Source organism: Anaerospora hongkongensis (assembly GCF_004339805.1).
Lineage (GTDB): Bacteria > Bacillota > Negativicutes > Sporomusales > DSM-15969 > Anaerospora > Anaerospora hongkongensis.
In genome coordinates, this window is record NZ_SLUI01000009.1 from 177,233 (window position 1) to 193,856 (window position 16,624).

The 16,624-nt window shown below is 45.5% G+C and carries 16 protein-coding genes and 1 other RNA gene; 15 read left to right on the forward strand and 2 right to left on the reverse strand.

What is annotated here, in order from left to right; translation table 11 throughout:
- Positions 1 to 204 precede the first annotated feature (204 nt).
- The 5 genes from EV210_RS14575 to EV210_RS14595 all read left to right on the forward strand — a co-directional run bounded on the left by EV210_RS14575 (position 205) and on the right by EV210_RS14595 (position 6,294).
- The gene (locus EV210_RS14575) at positions 205 to 930 is read left to right on the forward strand and encodes an alpha/beta hydrolase (RefSeq protein WP_424218046.1); all 726 of its coding nucleotides are present in this window, start codon (positions 205 to 207) and stop codon (positions 928 to 930) included.
- A gap of 29 nt (positions 931 to 959) precedes the next feature.
- A complete protein-coding gene (locus tag EV210_RS14580) occupies positions 960 to 1,355 on the forward strand; it encodes a PaaI family thioesterase (protein WP_132081979.1) in 396 nt (131 codons plus the stop codon).
- A gap of 5 nt (positions 1,356 to 1,360) precedes the next feature.
- Positions 1,361 to 3,691, forward strand: a complete 2,331-nt coding sequence (rnr, locus tag EV210_RS14585) for a ribonuclease R (RefSeq protein ID WP_132081981.1) — start codon at positions 1,361 to 1,363, stop codon at positions 3,689 to 3,691.
- Between the two features lie 62 nt (positions 3,692 to 3,753).
- Positions 3,754 to 5,157, forward strand: a complete 1,404-nt coding sequence (locus EV210_RS14590; protein ID WP_132081983.1) for an FMN-binding glutamate synthase family protein — start codon at positions 3,754 to 3,756, stop codon at positions 5,155 to 5,157.
- Between the two features lie 153 nt (positions 5,158 to 5,310).
- The gene (locus EV210_RS14595) at positions 5,311 to 6,294 is read left to right on the forward strand and encodes a D-2-hydroxyacid dehydrogenase (protein WP_132081985.1); all 984 of its coding nucleotides are present in this window, start codon (positions 5,311 to 5,313) and stop codon (positions 6,292 to 6,294) included.
- A 34-nt stretch (positions 6,295 to 6,328) separates the two neighbouring features.
- Here the strand turns inward: EV210_RS14595 and EV210_RS14600 are convergent, their stop codons facing one another.
- The gene (locus tag EV210_RS14600; RefSeq protein WP_132081987.1) at positions 6,329 to 6,709 is read right to left on the reverse strand and encodes a RidA family protein; all 381 of its coding nucleotides are present in this window, start codon (positions 6,707 to 6,709) and stop codon (positions 6,329 to 6,331) included.
- Positions 6,710 to 6,908: 199 nt separating this feature from the next.
- Between EV210_RS14600 and EV210_RS14605 the strand changes: the two genes are divergently transcribed.
- Positions 6,909 to 8,111 (forward strand): threonine synthase, encoded by a 1,203-nt coding sequence (locus EV210_RS14605; protein WP_243650564.1) that lies wholly within the window; start codon positions 6,909 to 6,911, stop codon positions 8,109 to 8,111.
- 63 nt (positions 8,112 to 8,174) lie between these two features.
- Positions 8,175 to 8,648 carry an SsrA-binding protein SmpB gene (gene smpB / locus EV210_RS14610; RefSeq protein WP_132081991.1) on the forward strand — a complete coding sequence of 158 codons (474 nt, stop codon included), beginning with the start codon at positions 8,175 to 8,177 and terminating at the stop codon, positions 8,646 to 8,648.
- Here smpB and EV210_RS14615 read toward each other — a convergent pair.
- Entirely contained in the window at positions 8,645 to 9,544 is a 900-nt protein-coding gene (locus EV210_RS14615) for a DMT family transporter (RefSeq protein ID WP_132081993.1), read from the reverse strand. The genes smpB and EV210_RS14615 overlap by 4 nt on opposite strands.
- A gap of 158 nt (positions 9,545 to 9,702) precedes the next feature.
- Between EV210_RS14615 and EV210_RS14620 the strand changes: the two genes are divergently transcribed.
- The 8 genes from EV210_RS14620 (at position 9,703) to EV210_RS14650 (ending at position 16,439) form a co-directional block, all read left to right on the forward strand.
- Positions 9,703 to 11,328 carry an L-lactate permease gene (locus EV210_RS14620; protein ID WP_165898918.1) on the forward strand — a complete coding sequence of 542 codons (1,626 nt, stop codon included), beginning with the start codon at positions 9,703 to 9,705 and terminating at the stop codon, positions 11,326 to 11,328.
- Positions 11,329 to 11,437: 109 nt separating this feature from the next.
- Positions 11,438 to 11,781, forward strand: a transfer-messenger RNA (tmRNA) gene (gene ssrA, locus EV210_RS14625).
- A 312-nt stretch (positions 11,782 to 12,093) separates the two neighbouring features.
- Positions 12,094 to 13,053: a DUF1016 N-terminal domain-containing protein gene (locus EV210_RS14630; protein WP_165898919.1), complete on the forward strand. Its 960-nt coding sequence runs from the start codon at positions 12,094 to 12,096 to the stop codon at positions 13,051 to 13,053.
- 182 nt (positions 13,054 to 13,235) lie between these two features.
- On the forward strand, positions 13,236 to 13,391 hold the full coding sequence (locus EV210_RS22690) for a hypothetical protein (protein ID WP_165898920.1): 156 nt from the start codon (positions 13,236 to 13,238) through the stop codon (positions 13,389 to 13,391).
- 21 nt (positions 13,392 to 13,412) lie between these two features.
- A complete protein-coding gene (locus tag EV210_RS14635) occupies positions 13,413 to 13,763 on the forward strand; it encodes a hypothetical protein (RefSeq protein WP_132081999.1) in 351 nt (116 codons plus the stop codon).
- A gap of 280 nt (positions 13,764 to 14,043) precedes the next feature.
- Entirely contained in the window at positions 14,044 to 14,334 is a 291-nt protein-coding gene (locus EV210_RS14640; protein ID WP_132082001.1) for a hypothetical protein, read from the forward strand.
- Position 14,335: 1 nt separating this feature from the next.
- A complete protein-coding gene (locus EV210_RS14645; RefSeq protein WP_132082003.1) occupies positions 14,336 to 14,665 on the forward strand; it encodes a hypothetical protein in 330 nt (109 codons plus the stop codon).
- A gap of 82 nt (positions 14,666 to 14,747) precedes the next feature.
- Positions 14,748 to 16,439 (forward strand): DUF927 domain-containing protein, encoded by a 1,692-nt coding sequence (locus EV210_RS14650; RefSeq protein WP_165898921.1) that lies wholly within the window; start codon positions 14,748 to 14,750, stop codon positions 16,437 to 16,439.
- The last annotated feature ends 185 nt before the right edge of the window (positions 16,440 to 16,624 follow it).

Here is a 16,624-nt window from a genome sequence, read left to right on the forward strand (position 1 = left end):
GTTAAAAAGGGGACTGTCCCCTTTTTTGTACCTAAGCTGTAACATTTTTTACGCCCATCCGGAGCATAATGAAAACACTATCGTATACATAGATTCTGCGTTTTCCTGCATTTTCTGACACTGCCAGTATATACCGTTTCCGGAACATGATATAATAATAAAGGATTACCATTATTTAACGGGAGGACAACAGAATTGTCTGTTATGAGAGGCGCTGAACCATTTCTGCTGCCAGGTAGTGGGCAGGGAGTGCTGCTTGTCCACGGCTTTACCGGATCACCGGCGGAAATGAAATTGCTTGGCGAATATTTACATGGCCTGGGTTATACCGTGCTTGGCGTGCGATTGTGCGGCCATGGTACCGATGTGCGTGACATGAATTCTACAACTTGGCCATATTGGTATGGCGCCGTCGAAGACGGTTACCATTTGTTAAAGGGATTATGCCAGGAGATCAGCGTAATCGGATTGTCGATGGGCGGATTATTATCCCTTAAGCTGTCGGTAGAATATCCGGTGGTTAAAGTTGCAGCCTTGAGTGCACCGATTTATCTGTATGAACGTCGCTTGCCATTGCTGCCAATTTACCGGTTGTTCCGCAGCTATATGCCTAAGAAACGCAAGCGTTTTGCCGATATTGACCCCCTCTATTCAGTGGGCTATGATCACACGCCATTAAAAAGTCTGGAAAGCTTATTAGCTTTTATCAAGCATGTGGATAAATTGTTACCGTTGGTGAATATGCCGGCCTTTATCGCTCATTCCCGCATTGAGCATACGGTACGTCCGGAAAGTGCCAGTTATATTTATAACAGGATTGCCAGCAGCGATAAGCAGCTATGCTGGCTGGAGAAATCGGGACACATTATTACGCTTGATGTAGAGCGGGAACAACTATTTGAACAGCTTAAACGATTTTTAGCCAAATAAATAAATTACAACAGATAGGGGGATGAGCTATGGAAGACCGCGATAGTATGTGCTTTGTGTGCGGACCTAAAAATCCGATTGGATTAAAGTTGCAATTCCGTGAAGAGAACGGACAATATATGACTGAATTTACAGCCGGGCAGGAGCATCAAAGCTATGATGGAATTGTTCATGGAGGTCTTGTCAGTACGGTGCTGGATGAAGTAATGGCCCGATATATTTATGCGAAAGGACTTCATGCCGTAACCGCACGGCTGGAAGTACGCTATCGTCAGCCGACGCCGATTGAACAGCCGCTTACTGTTGTAGGATGGATAACGCGCGAACGGGGCAAACTATACGAGTTAGCCGGAGAAATTCGCCTGGCAGATGGAACTGTCACAGCGGACGGCAAAGCAACAGTAGTACTGGTGCAAGGTGAGTGATGAAAATGGATAAACCGAATGTACTGAAAGAACGGATTTTGGACTTTATGCGAGAAGAAGCCTACAAGCCAATCACTGCGGAGGATTTGGCGGAAGGTATGGCCCTGAAAGGCAAGGAACTGTCTGAATTTTGGACTGTTCTTGATGAGTTGGAAGCCAAAGCGTTTATTATTAAGACGCGATACGGCAAATATGGTGTTCCGGAAAAGATGAACCTGGTTGTTGGCCGCTATGCGGCAACCTCCAAAGGATTCGGGTTTGTTATTGATGATATCGGCGTTGAGGGCGATGTATTCATTGCACCTGACGCGACAATGAGTGCCATGCATAATGACCGGGTGGTAGCCCGGGTGCACAGGCTCAATTCCGGGGGAACGGGCCGTCGCCGGGAGGGCGAAGTCATCCGGATTGTTGAACGAGCGAATAACACCGTAGTGGGGACTTTTGAATCAAGCCGTCATTTTGGTTTTGTTATTCCCGATGATTTGCGTATTGGCCATGATATCTTTATTCCGAAGAGTGAGTTTAACGGGGCGAAGAAAGGCTCGAAGGTTGTAGTGGAAATCACTAAGTGGCCGGAGAAGCGTAAAAGTGCTGAAGGCAAGGTTGTGCAGGTATTAGGGCATAAAGGGGATACGGGAATTGAAATTCTCTCCATTATTACCCGCCATAACCTGCCGACTTCCTTTGATGCCGATGTCGAACGGGAAGCAGAAAAAATTCCGGAATCAATCAGTGAGAACGAACTGGTCGGCCGCCGCGATCTGCGTCATTTGCCGTTAGTTACAATTGACGGTGAGGATGCCAAGGATTTGGATGATGCCGTACACATCGAACGCCTGCCGAATGGACGTTACCGTTTGGGGGTACATATTGCGGATGTCAGCTACTATGTACGGGAGAATACGCCGCTTGATAAAGAAGCCCGCGAACGGGGGACAAGCGTGTATCTGGTCGACCGCGTACTGCCGATGCTGCCGCAGCGCTTATCGAATGGGATCTGCAGCCTAAATGCCGGAGTAGACCGTTTAGCCTTATCAGCGCATATGGACATTGATCACAGAGGTCAGGTTGTAAACTACGAAATATTCCCCAGTGTTATTCATGTTCGTACCCGCCTGTCCTATACCATTGTCAGAAAGATTCTTGCCGATCATGACGAGGCACTGCGCAGCCAGTACAGTGAGCTTGTACCTGATTTGGAACAAATGGAACGGCTTTGTCGCATTTTGAAAGAAAGACGGCTGCGCCGCGGGGCAATCGACTTTGATTTCCCGGAAATAAAAGTGAAACTTGACGAACAAGGTCAGCCGGTGGAACTGGTAAAACGGGTTCGCTCTATTGCCGAATCCATCATTGAAGAGTTTATGCTGGTTGCCAATGAAACAGTTGCCGAGCATATGCATCATATTGGGGTTCCTTCCGTATTCCGGGTTCATGATGAACCAGATGCGGAAAAAATGCAGAAGCTGAATCATTTGCTGCATAACTTTGGCCAGCGCCTGCAAAAGGTGGATGAAATTCAGCCAATGGCATTGCAGCAGATTCTCTCGCGTATTGCCGGACGCCCGGAAGAGCGGATTGTCAGTACGGTTATGCTGCGCTCATTAAAACAGGCTCGTTATGAGGCAGAGAACCGGGGGCATTTTGGCCTGGCTGCCCGCTACTATACGCATTTCACTTCGCCGATCCGGCGTTATCCCGATCTCATTGTCCATCGCCTAGTCCGAGAAACCTTTACCAGTGGCGATATTTCTGCAAAACGGCGTGAAAAGCTGGCTCAGCTTTTACCGCAGATTGCCTTGCACTCTTCCGAACGGGAGCGGGCGGCAGCTGAAGCGGAAAGAGAAACAGTAGATCTGAAAAAGGTCGAATATATGGCGCAGTTTGTCGGTGAAGAATTTGACGGGGTTATCAATGGGGTTACGGCCTTTGGTCTGTTCGTTGAACTGGCGAATGGCGTAGAAGGACTCGTTCATGTATCGAGTATGGATAACGACTATTATCGCTATGTTGAGCAGGAGTATGCCTTAATCGGCGAGCGGACCGGCAAGATATTCCGGCTGGGCGATGCGGCCCGTGTACTGCTGACAAAAGTGAATCCGGAAGAGCGGACCATTGATTTTGTGCTGGTTTCCGATGTAGGGGTGCAGGCAGCCGGTAGTAAAAGACCATCAGCACGTAAGTCTCTTGGCAGCAAGCGTTCTGCCGTCAAAAATACCGCTGCTGTTAAGTCCGCCGGTAAAAGTGCTTCCGCAAAACCTGCTAAACAGGGCAGCCGCACGAAAAAGAAGAAAACCTCCAGCGCCAGACCGAAAACTTCCAAGAAAGATTAATAAGGCGTGTATTTTAAAGCCCGGCTACTCATACTACACTTAAGCAAGACGGAGGTGTATGTATGTTTTTAAGCTGGGCTTTAATGAAGTTAATGAATCCAATGGTTGATGAAACAACAATCAAGATGATGACTGAAGAGTACTCTGATAATCCCCTGGCGCTGCTTACCGTATCGGAAAAGCTGTCTCCCCGGGCGCTGATTGAAGCGGCCATGCGGGCTGAAGCCGGCATGGAACTATCCCGTCCTTTAGGCAGTCCGGTGGTGCTTTCACCATGGACTAAGCTGTATCTTAATCCAAAACAATTGTTTGAGCTGCCCAGTACCGATTATACATCGGTCGAAACGGCTACTGTTATTGGTGCGGGGGCTAAAAAACCGCTCCGGCTGGATATTCCTATTATGATTACCGGTATGAGTTATGGCGGGTCACTGAGCCTGCAAATGAAAATTGCATTGGCTAAAGGAACCGCAGCTGCCGGTACGTCTACCAATACTGGTGAATCGGCGGTGACTGATGAAGAACGGCAGGCGGCAAAATACCTGATTGGCCAGTATCATCGCGGCGGCTGGCTGAGTGGTCCCGAGCAGCTGGGGCAGCTGGATGCCATTGAAATTCAGCTTGGCCAGGGAGCATGGGGCGGAGCAGTGGATGAAACGATTGAAAGTGATACGATTGGCAAACACCTGAGAAAAGCCTGGCATTTGGAAAAAGGGCAGGATGCTACTATTTATTCCCGGATGCCTGGCAAGGAAACTACTCAGGATATTATTACGATGGTGAACAAGATGAAAACGCAGTTTGACGTGCCGGTAGGCGTTAAAATTGCTGCAACCGATTACATCGAATATGAACTTGCCGTAATTGCCAAGACTCAGGCTGATTATATTGTTATTGACGGAGCGGAAGGGGGCACCGCAGGCTCGCCGCCTACGCTGCAGGATGATATGGGGCTGCCAACGCTGCATGGCTTAGTCCGGGCTGTGGATTATCTGACGGATAACGGGCTGCGTGATAAGTTCAGCCTGATTGTTGCCGGGGGACTGGCTACGCCGGGGCATTTTTTAAAGGCAATGGCCTTGGGGGCTGATGCCGTGTATATTGGTTCCATTGCCTTATTGGCTGCTATGCATACTCAGTCAGCTAAAGTAATGCCCGAAGCACCGCCCTCGCAGCTGGCTTTGTACAAAGGAAAAATGAATGACAAGCTGGATATTGACAGTGCGGCTCATCACTTAACAAACTTTTTGGCATCGTGTACGGCCGAAATGAAGCTGGCTGTTCAGGCGATGGGAAAACATTCCTTTAAGGAGCTTACCCGGGAAGATCTGGTAGCGGTAGATAAGGACCTGGCCGAATTTGCCGGTCTTCGCTACGCCGGCAGCCATCGCCGGTCTGAGTCCAGTCAGCCTGCAGTTCAGCCAGGAAGGAAACGACAAAACGAAGAGAGTGTACCGCTCCAATAGCAACCAGACGATGACCGCTGCAAAGTGGGCATCGTCTGCTGTTTTTGTGTAGTTTTTTAAAATTGGGGAAAGCTGGTCATTTTTTGCAGGCTTTTTATTTCCTGTGGAGAAATAGTTGCCAATACAGACGAATAAATGCTAAGGAGAACGCGTATGAAGGCAGTGATACTTGACGGCTATACGTTAAATCCGGGAGATTTGAGCTGGGAACAGCTGCGGGAAATGTGTACCCTAACGGTCTATGACCGGACGGCCTATAGTGTGGACGGGCTGGAGGAAATTATCAGACGTTCAGCCGATGCGGAGCTGCTGTTTACCAATAAAACCCCGCTGCCGGCGGCGGCGCTGGCAGCATTACCGAAGCTGAAATATATTGGTGTGCTGGCTACCGGATACAACATAGTGGACATTGCTGCGGCGGCAAAGCAAGGCATTGTCGTGACCAATATTCCCGCCTATGGGACCAATGCGGTGGCGCAAATGGCTATTGCCCTATTACTGGAGCTATGTCATCACGTCGGGGCGCACCATGAGGCTGTAAGCCGCGGGGAATGGGGAAAGAGTCCCGATTGGTGCTTTTGGAACTATCCATTGGTTGAATTAGCAGGAAAGACGATGGGAATTATCGGCTTCGGCAGGATCGGCCAGGCTTCTGCCCGTATTGCTCAGGCACTGGGGATGAATGTGCTGGCTGTTGACCAGCACCGTTTACCGGAATTAGAAAGTGATACTGTGCGCTATGTAGAATTGGATGAGCTTTTGGCCTATTCGGATGTGATTAATCTGCATTGTCCGCTGTTTGAAAGCACCCAAGGAATCATTAACGCTGCAACTATCGCCAAGATGAAACCGGGCGTGATGATTATCAATACATCAAGGGGGCCGTTGGTCGTGGAAAAAGACCTGGCAGAGGCGCTTAACAGCGGCAAGGTTGCCGGAGCCGCTGTAGATGTGGTATCAGCGGAGCCAATCCAGGCAGATAATCCCTTACTATCAGCAAAAAACTGCATTATTACACCGCATATTTCCTGGGCACCGAAAGAATCACGGCAGCGCTTGATGGATCTAGCTGTAGAAAATGTAAAACAGTATTTGGCAGGTACACCCGTAAACGTTGTTAACAATCAAGCAGAATAAAAACAATCCCCGATCGCGTAATCGGGGATTGTTTTTATTCTACATAGGCAACAGCTTCGATTTCTACTAGGACATCTTTTGGCAGGCGGGCCACTTCTACGCAGGAGCGGGCTGGCGGAGTTGCTGTAAAGTAACTTCCGTAGACCGTATTAATAGCGGCAAAGTCATTCATATCTTTAATAAATACGGTTGTTTTTATCACTTTGTCAAAACTGGTACCGGCAGCTTCCAAAACAGCTTTAAGGTTAGTCAGTACCTGATGGGTTTGAACTTCAGCCGTACCAGTTACCACTTGGCCGGTTGCCGGATCTAACGGAATTTGACCGGACGTGTACACCAGATTTCCCATCTTGATTGCCTGCGAATAAGGGCCAATTGCAGCAGGTGCATTGGACGTACTAATAACTGAAATCATATTCATCGCTCCTTGTAACTTGATTGGTAGCAAATATCTAGTATTAGTGTACCCAGTTTATTCCATACTTGTCAATTGCTTTAGCGGACAAAGCAGCATTAATATAAAATCTAACAGGAAGTAGCCGTTCAACGGAGAAATAGTAGAAATAAATAAAACAGGCATTCTGTTTTTAGTGAATGGAGTGATAACGATGTATATGACTCATCTGGAATGTCCAAAATGTAAATCCGAGCATAATCCTCATCAGTTAACTCAATTGTGTCCTGATTGTGGTGCTCCGCTTCTAGTGAGGTATGACTTGGAAAAAATTAAAGCTAATTTCAAGAAAGAAGAATTGCCGCACCGCAAGCCCGATTTGTGGCGTTATCGCGAGATGCTGCCTTTAGTCGACGAGCAATATAAGGTCACCCTTGGTGAAGGAATGACACCACTGCTTTCACTAGATAAGTTAGGAAAGAAACTGGGTATTGAGTTGTATGTAAAAGACGAAGGGATTATTCCCAGCGGCACCTTTAAGTCGCGCGGCGCTGCTGTCGGCGTTTCCCGGGCGAAAGAACTGGGAGTTACGGCGCTGGCCATGCCGACCAATGGCAATGCAGGCGCTTCCTGGAGCATCTACTGTGCGAAGGCTGATATTGATGCGTATATTGTCATGCCTGTTGATGCACCGGCTATTACCCGCAATGAATGCGCTATCGCTGGGGCTAAACTGTTTCTGGTCAATGGATTGATTAGTGATGCCGGCAAAATTGTTGGCCGTGCAGTCGCGAAGAACGGCTGGATGGATGCCTCTACGCTGAAAGAACCATACCGGATTGAGGGTAAAAAGACGATGGGACTGGAAATAGCCGAGCAGCTGAACTGGGAGGTACCTGATGTTATCTTGTATCCAACTGGCGGTGGCGTAGGACTGATCGGGATTTATAAAGCTTTGCGGGAACTGCAGGCGATTGGCTGGATTGGTGAAAAAATGCCTCGTTTGGTAGCCGTACAGGCAGCAGGCTGCGCTCCTATTGTGAAAGCCTGGGAAGAGAAGAAGCCTGCTTCCGAGTTCTGGAACAATGCTTCTACCGTCGCCTTTGGCATTACTGTGCCAAAAGCACTGGGGGATTTCCTGGTACTGGAAGCGGTGTATGCGACTAATGGCTGCGCTATTGCCATTGAAGATGCAGAACTGCTGCAGGATTTGGCTGAACTGGCCCGTGAAGAAGGAATGTTCATCTGCCCGGAAGGAGCAGCCAACTATACGGCTACGAAAAAGCTGCTGCAAAGCGGCTGGATCAAGCCAGGGGAAAAAGTGGTTATGCTAAATACCGGTGCTGGTCTGAAATATCCCGATACGGTAAATGTGCAAGTTCCGGTGCTGCAGCCTGATGAGGATATCCCGGCAGTGCTGTAACTTGACTAGCTTCCAAGTTTTGAGGTAACATAGAATATACACAAGTAAAAGAGGTGTCAGGCAATGCCAAAAACTGCAGGCATAAAAATAGCTGCCGAAAACCGTAAGGCGCGGCATGATTATCATATTCACGAAACATTTGAAGCAGGCATTGCTTTGACCGGTACGGAAGTAAAGTCATTGAGAGCCGGCAAGGCTAACCTGAAGGACAGTTATGCCCGGATTGATAACGGTGAGCTGATGCTGCATAACATGCACATCAGCCCTTATGAGCAGGGCAATCGCTTCAATCATGAACCGCTGCGTACGCGGAAGCTGCTGATGCACCGGTATGAAATTAATAAGCTGGTTGGCCAAACCCGGGAAAAGGGGTATACCTTAACGCCACTTAAACTCTATTTTTCCAAAGGTAAAGTGAAAGTGGAGCTGGCTTTGACGACCGGCAAGAAAAACTACGATAAGCGCCATGACATGGCCGAAAAAGATGCAAAGCGGGAAATTGACCGCCATATGCGGGATAAACAAAAAGATTTCTAAGAAACATCAGCAGCCTGCTGTGGCTGTTTGGTACCTCCCCAGAGCTGTAAAATAAAAATACCGGATAAAATCAACAGACCGCCGCCCAACTGGGGCGGCGTTATTTTTTCGCCTAATAGTGAAATGGACATTAAGATGGTCAGAACCGGTTCTGCACTGCTGATAATCGCAGCATTGGACGGTCCGATATAGGGCAAGGCTGCAAAAATTCCAAGGATGCCGACGATCGTTGAGAATATGGCCATAGCCAATAGCGTTAGCCAGCCGCTTGCCGGCAGGGTAAAGATGAACTCACCGCTGAGTAATGATAGTAAGCTGAATGTAATGGCTGCTGCCGTACATACATACGTGGTGGCAACGAGGGAATCAACCGTTTTCATTAACCGGTTTCCTGCAAGAATGTACAGCGAATAGATAATTGCTGAAGTGACCCCACAGATAATTCCTACCGTGCTCACTCCCGTAAAGGAAACGCCGAGGATTAAAAACAAGCCGGAAAAACAGATGAAAAGAGCAACGAATTTTCGCCAGTTGAGCTGGTCATCGCCCATTATAATGGCGAGAATGCTGACGATGGCCGGATACAGATAGAGCAGCATGGAACTCAAAGAAGCCGGTAGATATTGAATAGAAGCGGCAAAAGTAGCAGACATAGCTCCATAACCAACTACGCCCAGCAGGCCCAATTGAATGCCGGTTTTTTTGCCGACCGAGGCATTGCTATTTCGCCAGTACAGGATTAGCCACAGACAGGTACTGGCCAGAATAAAGCGGGTCGTCAGAATGGTCAGCGTGTTGGCTCCAACGGAATAAGATAATTTAATAAAAATCGGCAGAGTTGCAAAACCGGCGGCTGATGATAAGGCCAGCAGCGCTCCCTTGTGATGAGGACTCATGACGCCATTCCCCCAATTCCGTAATAGCTAGCTTTATCATATAGTAAATGCAGGGAGAAAGAAAGGTGCAACCATCTATAATTACAAATCTCTTAGGAATTGATGGATATTCCCGTATTGCTGCAATATACATGTAAGAAAAGAAGGAGGAGATGAATTTGGATGCGCTGATTGCCTCGTTACCCCTGTTTGTCTTGTTAATCGGGCTGCCGCTGCTCATGAAGCCGGCAGTAAAGGTAGCTCCTATTGCCTGGCTGGTTACAGTCTTACTTGCAATTTTTTATTTTGAATTTCCTGTGGGAGTAACCTTGCTGGCAGCACTGCAGGGCGCGATAACCGGTATCTTTCCTATTATGTACATTCCTTTTGGCGCCCTAGTCGTCTATAATGTTTTAAAAGTAACGGGCTGGATGAATAAGATGCAGGGGGCAATGGGATCGCTTACGACAGACCGGCGGGCCCAGGCTTTGCTGATTGGCTTTGGTTTTAGTGCCTTTCTGGAGGGAATCTGCGGTTTTGGTGCACCTGTGGCCATTCCGGCAAGTATCTTGGTTGGCTTAGGTTATGATCCGATGATGGCCGCTCTGGTATGTCTGGTAGCCAATACCGGTCCGGTACCATTTGGATCGCTTGGCATTCCCACCGATACACTCGCTCTTACCACTCAGCTAGACTGGATGAAACTTTCGCAAATGACCGGGCGCATTATGCCGGTGCTGGCCTTTATTATGGCATTTGCCACTGTGTATGCCATGTCAGGCACACGCGGAGTCAAAGGCGTCGTTCCGCTAATTGTGGTAACCGGCTTGAGTTTTTCCGTTATGCAGTTTTTTACTGCTAACTATTTGGGGGCAACACTGGTGGATGTGCTTTCATCCCTTGTTTGCCTGACAGCAGTAGCCGGCTATCTTAGCTATCGCAAACTTGAGCCGGTATGGTTGTTCCCGGGAGAGAAAAAACGGCAGCAAGCAAGAATTGGGCGAATTAATTTCCGCGAATTGTTTTTATCCTGGCTGCCCTATATTTTACTGGCTGTATTGATTATCGCAGTCAATCTGCCATCTACCAAAGCATTTTTCGCCGGACGGACGACAGGCTCCGAGTTCCTGCTCATCCGGGCGGACATCTATAACCCCGGCAAACTCTATGCTTTTACCTGGCTGCAAAGTCCCGGAACCATTATGCTGATCGCCGGGCTGATTGCGTTCCGCTTCATGGGGATTCGGTTCGCAGTGGTAAAAGAACAGTTCGGAAAAACCTTTACCCAAATGATTCCTTCCTTTATTGCAGTGGCCTGTATACTTTCTATATCAGAAGTGATGAATCTGGCATTGCCAATTATTGATCCTAAGACAAAAGCAGCTGTATGGGTCAGCTCCACCGGCGCGGCTCTGCCCTCGATGGTTGCCGTTATGGCCAAGAGTCTGGTCAGTATGGTGAATGCCTATGTATATCCTTTCCTCAGCCCCGTATTCGGCACAATCGGGGTTTTCCTGACAGGCAGCAATACTTCCTCAAACGCCCTGTTCGGTAACCTGCAGAAAATAACCGCTCAGGGGCTTGGCCTATCCGATATCCTCATGGCGGCCGCCGGTAATGCCGGCAGCACGGCGGGCAAAATGATCTCACCGCAGAGCATCGTCATTGCCGCAACTGCCGTAGGGCTATTGGGCAAAGAAGGTCTAATTATGCGAAAGACTATTAAATATACAATTCCGTATGTTATTTTCTTGGGACTGATGGTATGGCTGTATGCCTTTGTCTTCCCAGGATTGGTTCCATAAAAAAAGGCTCCCTTAGTGGAGCCTCTTTTTGTTGATATTGACTTTTTAACAGTAATAGTATATACTAAACAGTGCACTAGAGTCATACTGCCAAATGCTCCATAATCATGGGGGCGTACTGGTTTCGACAGGGGTGGGTGTGGCATAGGTAGCGAGCCGGGGTTCCATCTGCCCGTTGAGACGGTGGGAAATTGTAAACGCAAACGAAGATTACGCTTTAGCTGCATAGCTAACGTTCTACCCACGCTCGCCCGTGGCCTGGGATAGGACGTCATTTAGCGGGATACCTGAAGCCCAATTCTCGGAGGGCCGACTGGGAAACTTTATCGAGATAGCGCCAGAGAAGCCTGTCAGGGGGCGTCAACGGGGCGAAATCTAAAGCACTGACTGCGCTCGGAGAGACTTATGTAGCAACGCCTTTGGACAGGAGTTCGATTCTCCTCGCCTCCACCAATCAAAACCACCTTTTTTTACAAATATAGGAAGTCTTGAGAACCGCGAATTGTCTGGCTTTGTGACGGACAATTCGCGGTTTTTTGCTTTTTGGAGGCGGTTTTCTCGCCTCCACCATAATCTAATTTTTATAAGTAATAGGAAATGACTATTTGCTGTTTAAGATTAGTTGAAGAGAGCGTTACCACTGGTAACGACGAGAAATGGCCTCAATCCTTCTTAATACGAGGATCGGGGCTTTTTTTAAAGGATTTATTAAATATTGTTAGAACTTTGTATGTGCATAATACTTGAAAAATGAGGATTGAAGGTATGACTGAAACAGATTGTTTTGTAGACAAGCTATATAGTGAAATTATTAAGATATTGTCAACAAGCCCCAAAACTCTTCGAAGCAATTGGGAAGTTGGTAGAATACTAACGAAATTTGATCAATTACAAGCTGGATCGTCTTATAAAGCACTTATCTTGAAGCGGCTTGCAATTAAATTAAATAGTACGTTCAAAGAGGGCTACGGTGAATTTAACTTAAAGTCTATGGAAAATTTTTACAAAAACTTTTTAGACTTTGAAGAAGTTTGTCCTCAATTGACTTGGACTCATTATTCTATACTAGGTAGAATTGGCAATGAATTTAAAAGGAAAAAGTTGTTTCTTGAATGCATTGAGAATAATCGTAATTCTCGATGGCTTAGAAATCAATTAAAATTCAACACAATTAATGCTGTTGATAGTCCGACTAGTACTTTAATTCAAATATTTTTAAAGGTAAATCAAGCTTTTTTATCTAAAGAGGTTGACTCCATTATACTAAATCTATCGGAAAGGTCTTTGTGTGCTCAGATGATGATGTATCTTAGACACGAACTGGATATATCAACTTTTAGGGAGTATCATGTTGATGTAGAATACAATAGAAATGATAGTAAAATTAAGACCATCATTGATAACGATATGAAAGTTATAGCTATAACTTGCGATCTTATAGTACATAGTCGAGGTCAAATAATAGCACAAGATAATCTGCTTGCTGTTGAGATGAAGAAGTCTACGGCTAAGAAGGAAGAAAAAGATAAAGATAGAAATCGCCTTATTGCATTAACAAAAGATAGTTATGATGATGTCTGGTCATTTGATGGTATTACATTGCCTGAGCATGTATGTGGGTATTTATTAGGAGTATATTATGAAATAAATGTACTCAATAGGAGCGTTTTGCTTGAATTTTATAGAAAAGGCAAACTTGATTTTGAGCAAAAAGTTGCGTTTTAAACAAGGTAAATAGAAAAGCTGATTTGCTTTTCTTATTTCGATCAAATTGAATGAAAAACGCGATTATGGTAGTATTAATGATGCTTGTTAATTTAAGAGGAGGCATTTATCATTATTTATGATTTAGAAGATTGGTTGATACAACTCGCGGCGAAAATGAAGAAGAGGATGAAGAATAAATAATGGAATTAAATACGTTTAACTTGTCGGAATTAACACGGGAGATGGCGGCTAAGTATCATTATGATGCGAATACGATATATGGTTGGTTTAAAACCCTAATGGAGCGACTTGGTATTGATCATAATGAATTGAAAAATGAGAAAGAAGAAATTTGATTTTATGAAGCAGAACGTCCGTTGCTGCAAGGACTTTTGCTCGAGATGGGGGACGGTGAATATTTAAGAAAACTGTTTTCCACTAAGAAAAAGACAAGCTTTTCGGCATTGGATAAACAGGCAATCGATTTTCGCAATCGCATGTTGGCTTTATGTGATGATGTGCAAGATGAAGAGCTAAAGGAGAAATGGCAATCAATTGTTGATGCCTTAAGCCAAATCCAAATACGCGAGTTAATGCAGCAATTTGCAGAGAAAATGTCGGATATAGCCAAACAATTAGGAACTACTGAGAAGTATCAGGAGCATATTGAATTGCTGCAAGAACTCAATGATGCCTTAGTACAATGGGAAGAGAAGCATAAAAACTAAAACGGTTTAAAAGAAAGTGAGAGACTGGAATTCCAGTCTCTCTTTTTTTTATTAGATCAAATTAATTTGATTTGTCAATTAGAATTTTTCCGTCAAACCAATAAATTTACCGATTAGCGAGAATTTGTCATAATCATGATGCAAGGCAAGTTAGTTCCTTGAAAACTGAATACAGAGCCGAATAAAAACAGTGAGCGTGCCAGTAGTTTGCAGCGAAGCATGCGACGACCGGTTTGACGTTCGGAAGCTAACGAAATTTTAAAAATTTGGAGGAATGGCAATGAAAAGGAGTATTAACTACGAAGCCCGCTTTAATGAAATGATCGAGCAATGCCAAGCTATTAAGGAATTTGATATTGAGGCCATAAAAAGGCTGCTTAACAGCTTAGAGGATTTTAGTGAAGAAGCCTTGAGTTTAGGGTTGCTGATTGGCAACTTTATCGATTTCAACGAACAGTTGCTAGAAGCAGGATTTTTTACTTTTGAAGAATTTCAGCAAAATATTGGTGGCTTGATTGACTATCGTGAAAGGTTTGTTTTACTTACCGAATCAGTAAAAGGAGGTGAGTAGAATGGGAGAGTTCCTAAATACAATACCTGTAAATGAATTTGTTGACTTTGGTGACAATGGAGAAAACTTGCGTAGAAATTCTCAAATAGGTAAAGACTTACATCCTGCTTATTTGAAGCTTCTTTTAATAGAAGGCCGGGATATTGAAACCACTAAGGAGTTTATTAAAGCAATGCAGGAATATAAAACGCTTGTTGTGGAGTTACAAGAGGATCTGGAGGATGTTATTAAGGCTCTTTTGGATCTTGTTGAATATGCAGACGATTACAGTGAAGAAAACTATAGATGGGAAGTCGATATTAGGTCGTACAGGATTGGTAATTACCTTTAAGTGACATTATCTCAAGCAAATGGTATGTAAAATTCAAAACGAAATATCTACCGGCATTATATTGATCGATAGGTGGCTAAAGATGAGCAAAAACAAAGTAATACCGTTTATAAAGAAAAATGCTCCTGCAAATGAGGGTTTGCAAGGAGCTAATAAACAAAAATTCAATCCTTATCATCCTTATTTTATCAAAAATCAATGCCTATATAAAGTACCGGATAAATCCGGCAGTGACCCGATTTCTATCAGCAGGGCCGTCCAAATTGTTGAAATTAGGCAGAATGTTGACACGAAGGAGGTTTCCCTGGTACTCGAATACGAGTACCAGGGAAATATTGCTCGCAAAGAAATCACTAGAGATATGCTGACCAGAGCAAAAGTAATGCAGCTTATGGCCTATGGCGTGGATGTTGCCGATCATAATGTGAAGGATGTATTAAGATTTCTAAACATTCAAGAACGTACGATTGCGATTACGCGTACGCATAATCAAACCGGCTTTTGCTTTGAGGGAGATAAACTGGTGTTTAAGCACGCTACGGCTATTGGTGAGAAATCGGTCTATAACGGCGATTTCAAGCTTCAGCCAAAGGGATCGTTTGATCAGTGGCTGGCAATTATTGAAGAGCAGGTATTAGGCCATATTCCCTTGGAGTTCGCCCTGATTTTAGGGCTTGCGGCTCCGGTAGCGTCTTTAGTCGGTAAGGCGACAGGCCTGGAAGTATTGGTAGTTCACATTTTCGGAAACTCCAGCCAGGGAAAAGCGACTGGACTTCGTCTGGCGGTATCTCCCTTTGGATTGCCTCATATCAGTGATGGCGGGCTTATCAGAACCTGGAACTGTACATTAAATGCACTCTTAGGTGCTTTAAGAAACAATCATGGTATTCCGCTGGCTTTTGACGAAGCATCCATGACGGATGCAAACTTTAGTAAGCTAATCTACATGGTAACAAGCGGTCAGGACAAAGAACGCCTGAATAAGGACAGTCAGCGTGAGAAAGCGGCTCAATGGTCGGGCTTGTATTTGTCCAGCGGCGAACATGCGCTTACCGCAAAAACTCTGCAGAATATCGGCATTCCCATGCGCCTGATGGAAGTCGGAAATATTGAATGGACGAAATCGGCAGAGCACGCCGATGCAATTAAGGAGGGGCTGCTTAGCCATTATGGTTTTGCCGGACCAAAATTCGTAGAGTGGTTACTGGAGCAAGGAATTGATGAGGTAATGAGCTGCTGGAAGAAATGGAAACAACAATTTTTGGACGGGATGCAGGAGCCTGATCAGTTTGCGAGCCGGATCGCGGATAGAATGGGAATTCTACTAGCGACAGCGGAAATGGCCGGACAGGCGTTAAGTCTTAATTTTAACATTGAGGGAGTAAAGACGTTCTTGCTAAAACACGCAAAGGAGGCAGGCGGCAATCGCGACCTAGGGGCGAAAGCGTATGAATATTTTATGAACACGGTAGTTCAGATGGGAAAAAACTTTTCAACCGACTTATGTGAGGTAAAACCGCAAAATGAGCATTGGGGCAAGATTACCCATGATGCAAATCGCAATTGGGATGAAATCTACATTCTGCCAAATAAGTTCCGGGAAATAATCAAAGCGGGTGGTTTTGAAGATCCGAGCATCATTTTAAAAATTTGGAAAGACCGTAACCTGCTGAATTATGAAAAGAGCAAGCTAACCAGGAAAAAGGTGCTTGTCAAAGGGCACTCACAAGACGTGTATGTTATTAAAGCCGTAAACAATGTAGCATCCGATTAGCGGTGCTACCACCTGCTAGCTACCAAGCTAAAAGGGTGTTGGAAAGGCTATGACCCAATATAGCTTTTTAAAAAGCTCACCCTTTTCACCAATTAAATTTTGTAAATCTAAAAAAATAAGTAATATAGGGAACTTAAAAAAATGCTGTATTTTGGTACTGGGTAAGAGAGTGGAATGGGTAAAAA